The 3,819-nt window shown below is 77.1% G+C and carries 4 protein-coding genes; 1 reads left to right on the top strand and 3 read right to left on the bottom strand.

The genetic code is table 11. The features are described 5' to 3' along the window. Positions 1–71: 71 nt before the first annotated feature. Both ABZ641_RS28855 and ABZ641_RS28860 read right to left on the bottom strand, forming a co-directional pair. Positions 72–1,685, bottom strand: coding sequence for an amidohydrolase (locus ABZ641_RS28855; protein ID WP_359986407.1), 1,614 nt, complete (start codon positions 1,683–1,685; stop codon positions 72–74). A 64-nt stretch (positions 1,686–1,749) separates the two neighbouring features. Continuing rightward, the gene (locus ABZ641_RS28860; RefSeq protein ID WP_344626544.1) at positions 1,750–2,190 is read right to left on the bottom strand and encodes an Lrp/AsnC family transcriptional regulator; all 441 of its coding nucleotides are present in this window, start codon (positions 2,188–2,190) and stop codon (positions 1,750–1,752) included. 250 nt (positions 2,191–2,440) lie between these two features. On the opposite strand from ABZ641_RS28860, the gene ABZ641_RS28865 reads away from it, so the two are divergent. Further along, positions 2,441–2,848 carry a hypothetical protein gene (locus ABZ641_RS28865; RefSeq protein ID WP_344626545.1) on the top strand — a complete coding sequence of 136 codons (408 nt, stop codon included), beginning with the start codon at positions 2,441–2,443 and terminating at the stop codon, positions 2,846–2,848. A 559-nt stretch (positions 2,849–3,407) separates the two neighbouring features. Here the strand turns inward: ABZ641_RS28865 and ABZ641_RS28870 are convergent. Next, the coding region (locus ABZ641_RS28870) for a helix-turn-helix transcriptional regulator (protein ID WP_359986410.1) at positions 3,408–3,819 on the bottom strand (412 nt) is incomplete at its 5' end.

A 3,819-nucleotide genomic window follows, 5' to 3' on the forward strand; every position in this document is an offset into this window, starting at 1 on the left:
TCCGTTTGTGTGCGTGAGCCAGATCCGGATTGCGCAGTTCCCCGCGCCCCTGGGGTCGCTGCCCCCGTGTCTCAGGCCTGGTGGACGGTGCGGCCGCGGACGACGGTGCGGAGGCAGGTGGGGAGGGGGTGGCCGGGGGTGAGGTCGGGGAGGCCGGGGGTGCCGGAGCGGGGGTCGGTGGACCAGCCTGCGACGCGGGAGTCGGGGGCCTGGACGACCAGGTCGTCGACCTCCCAGACGGCGTAGCTGGCGACCGCGCCGGGCACCAGCACCCCGTCGGCGTCCCGGCCGAGGGCCCGCCAGCCGCCGCGGGTGTGGGCGGTGAAGGCGGCGCGGACGGAGATCCGGTGCTCCGGGGTGCGGTGGAAGGCGGCGGCGCGGACGGTGCCCCACGGGTCGAGCGGGGTGACGGGGGCGTCGGAGCCGAAGGCGAGCGGCACGCCGGCCCGCAGCATCGCGGCGAAGGGGTTGAGGGCGGCGGCCCGCTCCGCGCCCAGCCGCTGGACGTACATGCCGTCGGGTCCGCCCCAGGCGGCGTCGAAGGCGGGCTGGACGGAGGCGGTGAGGCCGAGTTCGGCGAAGGCGGCGACGGACTTGTCGTCGAGGTGCTCGGCGTGTTCGACGCGGTGCCGCCGGGCGCGGACCCGGTCGAGTCCGACCCGGTCGGCGGCGGCGCGGACGCCGGTCACGACGGCGTCGACCGCGGCGTCGCCGATGGCGTGGAAGCCGGCCTGCAGTCCGGCTTCGGTGCAGGCGGCGACGTGGTCGGCGATCTGTTCGGCCGTCAGGTAGGCGGTGCCGTGGACGGGGGCGTCGGCGGTGCCGGCGTCGCGGTAGGGGGCGTGCAGGCAGGCGGTGCGGGAGCCGAGCGCGCCGTCGACGAAGAGGTCGCCGCCGGCGCCGACGGCGCCGAGGCGGCGGGCGGTGTCGATGCCGCCGAGTTCGCCCCAGTAGCCGAAGACCTCGGGCCCGTCGCCCTCGGCGGCGAGGGCGAGGAGTTCGGCGAGGTCGTCCTCGGAGGAGATGTCGGGTCCCGCGCACTCGTGGAGGGCGCCGATGCCGAGGGCGGCGGCGCGGGCGAGGGCGGCCTGCTGGGCGGTGCGGCGCTGAGCGGGGGTCAGGTGGGCGAGGGCGGTGCGGCGGACGGCGTGGTGGGCGTCGCGGCTGAGCGGGCCCTCGGGGTCGTGGCCGGGGAGGTCGGCGAGGCCGGGGGCGAGGGCGCGCAGGGCGGTGGTGGCGAGTGCCGAGTGCACGTCGGTGCGCGACAGGTAGGCGGGGGCGCCGGCGGTGGCGGCGTCGAGTTCGGCGAGCGTCGGCGGACGGCCCTCGGGCCAGCCGCTCTCGTCCCAGCCGTGGCCGATGAGGACGCCGTCGGTGGTGGGGGCGGCGGCCGCGATCCGGTCGAGGGCCTCGGCGAGGGTGGGGCAGCCGGTGAGGTCGAGGCCGGTCAGGGCGAGGCCGGTGGAGGTGGCGTGCACGTGGGCGTCGACGAAGGCCGGGGTGACCAGGGCACCGTGGAGGTCCACCACCTCGTCGGCGGTGTCGGCGTACGCCTCGGCCGCTCCGTCGCTGCCGACCCAGGCGATGTGTTCGCCCTCGACCAGCATGGCGGTCGCGAAGGGGTCGGCGGGGCTGTAGACGTTGCCGCCGCGCAGCAGCACGGTGCGGTTGGTGCGTTCGGTCATGGGCCCAGTCTGCACCCCGGGGCCGCCGGGCCGGGGCTCCGGGGGTTCCCGGTCGGTGGCCGGGTCAGAGCTTCGGGGGGCGCGCCTCGTACGGGGTGGAGAGGACGACGGTGGTGCGGGTGGAGACGCCGGCGGCGGAGCGGATCCGGGCGAGCAGGTCCTCCAGGTCGCCGGGGGCGCCGACGCGGACCTTGAGGATGTAGTTCTCGTCGCCGGCGACGCTGTGGCACGCCTCGATCTCGGGCAGGCCGACGAGCCGCTCCGGGGTGTCGTCGGGGGCGCTCGGGTCGAAGGGCTTGACCGAGATGAAGGCGGTCAGCGCCAGGTCGACGGCCTCCGGGTCGACGATCGCGGTGTACCCGCGGATCACCCCGCGCTGTTCGAGGCGGCGCACCCGCTGGTGCACCGCCGAGGTGGACAGGCCGGTGGCCTTGCCCAGGTCCGTGTAGCTCATCCTGCCGTCCTGCAGGAGCAGCTGGACGATGCGCTGGTCGAGATCCTCCACAACGCGCAAACCTACTCGATGGTGCACGGCCGCGTCGCCACCGCGTCGGCGCACCGTCCCGGCGGGTGCGCCGCGGCGGCCGGGGGGCGCACGGGGCGCGGGTGCGGCGGCACATGCCGCGGGAATGTGGCGAAGGCCACAGCCCGTGCATCACCGTGCGCCGCTCCGCAGGGTTATGACCCCCCGTCCGAGGGAAATGCTGCTGGTGGCCGGGGCCGACGAAGGCCCGGCGCGATCCGAGGGGGATCACATGCCTGCTACTGACCAGCGTCCGCGCAGCGAGGACGAGGAACGCACCGAGTTCGAGTACGCCCTGGGGGTGGACCCGGGCGAGGCCGACACGTGGGAGATCGTCCGCGTGCACTGCCCGGCCTGCGACCGGCCGATCGCCCTGATCGGCGACGAGGAGCGGCTCCCGCAGCACGCCGTGCTGCCGACCGCGTGGCACCCCTTCTCCGCGGCGCTCTGCCCGGGCACCGGCGCGCCGACCGACGAGCTCGCCGAGTGCGAGGAGCCGGCCGAGGACGGCGGTGGCGGTCTGGCCGCGCTGCTCACGCTCCCCGCCGAACTGGACTGGCGCACCCAGCCGTTCTCGCACGCCGGCGCGCCCTCCGACGGCCCCGCGCGGATCCCCGCGCAGCGTTCCCGCCGGCGCTGACCGCCCGGCGGACGAACCCCGCGCCGGGCCGCCCGGCCCGGCCCGTTTCCCCGGCGGAGCCCGCCTCCCCGGCGCAGTGCCGCGCGACCGCCGGCCGCCCCCGCGGCCGTCGGCGCCCCCACCTGGGTGGGTGGCTCCGCGGCGACGCATCCCGTTCCCTCCGCCCGGCCGGACCGTCGCGGGTCTCCCCCGCGCCCGCCGGGCGCTCCCCCGACACGCCCGATCGCCGACGGCCCGGCCTCACCGGTTCGGGCGAGGCCGCGGCGCGCCCTTCCGCCGTCACCAGTCCGCGCCCGCCCGCACAGGCGTCCAGCGCGGGGAGGTCGACGAACTGGCAGGCGACCGCCTCCCACTCACCGGACGACCGGACCGCTCCCGGGTGGCGTTCCGCCCACGCCACCCAGTCGGTACACATCGCGCAGTCCCCGTCGAAGAGCAGCACGGGAACCCGGAGGACCTCCGCCATACCCCCGATTCTCCCCCGAACCGGGCCGAGCGACCCGGGACGGGGAAAGCGGATCGGCGGGAACCGGGCCGGACGCCGCTCGGACGCGGCTGCTCAGGTGCGCAGGCCGAGGGTGGTGCTGGGCGTGGTGCCGTACGCCTCCCGGTAGTGGGCGGCGAACCGGCCCACGTGGGCGAAGCCCCAGCGCATCGCGATCCCGGTGACCGTCGCGGTGGCGGGATCGGCGGCCAGTAGCTCCCGGTGTGCGGCGTCCAGGCGCACCGTGCGCAGATGGGCGAGCGGGGTGGTGCCGAGGTGGCGGCGGAAGGCGTACTGCAGCGCCCTGGGGGTGACGCAGGCGGCGTCGGCGATCTCGGCGAGGGTGACGTCCCGGTCGGCGTGCGACGCGATGAACGCGGTCGCCCGCCGCACCGTCGCGGGGGTGGCGTCCGTCTCGTCGGCCGGTGCGGGGTCGGGCGCCGCCTGTGCGGGGAAGGCGGCGAGCGCCGCGGCGGCGAGCAGCCGG

This window comes from Kitasatospora sp. NPDC007106, from assembly GCF_040634455.1.
In the GTDB taxonomy this organism is placed as follows: Bacteria; Actinomycetota; Actinomycetes; order Streptomycetales; family Streptomycetaceae; genus Kitasatospora; species Kitasatospora arboriphila.

Excerpts from the sequence above, each read along its gene's own strand:
- ABZ641_RS28855 (WP_359986407.1), bottom strand. The coding sequence starts at position 1,685 with ATGACCGAACGCACCAACCGCACCGTGCTGCTGCGCGGCGGCAACGTC.
- ABZ641_RS28865 (WP_344626545.1), top strand. The coding sequence starts at position 2,441 with ATGCCTGCTACTGACCAGCGTCCGCGCAGCGAGGACGAGGAACGCACC.